Annotated in this window: 1 protein-coding gene; it reads right to left on the bottom strand. The window is 57.7% G+C overall.

The window, feature by feature from the left end; genetic code table 11:
* Nucleotides 1–1,109 (bottom strand): IS256 family transposase (locus QP934_RS11410; protein ID WP_419127581.1); only part of this gene is annotated, 1,109 nt, incomplete at its 3' end.
* Nucleotides 1,110–1,235: the final 126 nt, after the last annotated feature.

Genomic DNA, 1,235 nt, shown 5'->3' with positions numbered 1-1,235 from the left:
ACCGCCCCAACAAGGCGCACAACAGCGTCTCGGTTTGGGAAGATTCCTACGACATCGGTACGCCGGCGGATCTCCCTATTGAGCCGTTCAGTGGGGTTATTCGACCAGATTTTGGTCCACACCGCTCTCGGCGCAGCGGTAAACGCCAACAGCTCGTCGAGACACTCCTCGAGGTAGGTGGCAACGTGAGGAAATTTCTGCTGGCAGAATTCAATAACCTCACGAGCTTGGGCCCACACACTAGCGGCATCGGGTTGCTGAAAGATTGTGTGAAACATCGCTGACAGAGTCGGCCATTGGGTTTTGGGAACCTGGGCCGAGAGGTTCTTCGCGAAGTGCGTTCGACACCGCTGCCAACTAGCCTGCGGCAGGCAGTCACCCACGGCTGCTTGAATACCAAGATGGGCATCACTAGTAACGAGGAATACCCCGGTCAGGCCACGGGCGATGAGGTCCCGAAAGAACCCGGTCCACGACGCGGTAGATTCCGCGGTGGCAACCTGCATGCCCAAAAGCTCTCGGTAGCCGTCAGCGTTGACACCTGTGGCCAGCAACACGCTGGTCTTTACGACACGTCCTCCTTCCCGCACCTTCATTGTCAGCGCGTCGCAGGAGACAAAGTGGTAGGGGCCTTGGTCAAGCCGGCGGGTGCGGAAGTCATCGACCATGTCATCGAGTTCTTTGGCCATCTGGCTGACCTGAGACTTCGACAAGTTGTTGATCCCAAGGGTGGCCACCAGGTCGTTCATCCTGCGAGTGGAGACTCCTTTCAGGTAACAGGTGGCGATGACTGTGGTCAGGGCACGCTCGGTGCGGCTGCGGCGCTCTAGCAGCCAGTCAGGGAAAAATGCGCCGGTGCGTAGCTTCGGGATTGCCACATCAATGCTGCCGACTCGGGTATCAAGTTGGCGATGACGGTAGCCATTACGTGTGTTGGTGCGCTCGGCTGACACGGTGGCGTAATCAGCCCCGCAGACGGTGTCTGCTTGGGCGGAAAGAATCTGGTTGATGAAGTCAGTGAGCATTTGGCGCATCAAATCTGGGGACGCTTGAGTCAGTAGCTCTTCGAGATACGCAGTCGGATCGATATGATGAGGGTCAGCGGCCATCGCAGGGTACTTCCTTTCGAGGATAGGTAAGAGTTGATTCGAAAGGTACCCGCGATGGTCGCCTTCATGCACACCGGCACAAGACTTACCGCGGGCTACAGATACACCACGTTAGGGGACGCAACC

The organism is Corynebacterium sp. MSK122 (genome assembly GCF_030229435.2).
Classification (GTDB): domain Bacteria; phylum Actinomycetota; class Actinomycetes; order Mycobacteriales; family Mycobacteriaceae; genus Corynebacterium; species Corynebacterium marquesiae.
Note: the sequence above shows the minus strand (reverse complement) of the source record. Positions and strands in the feature narration are given on the sequence as shown.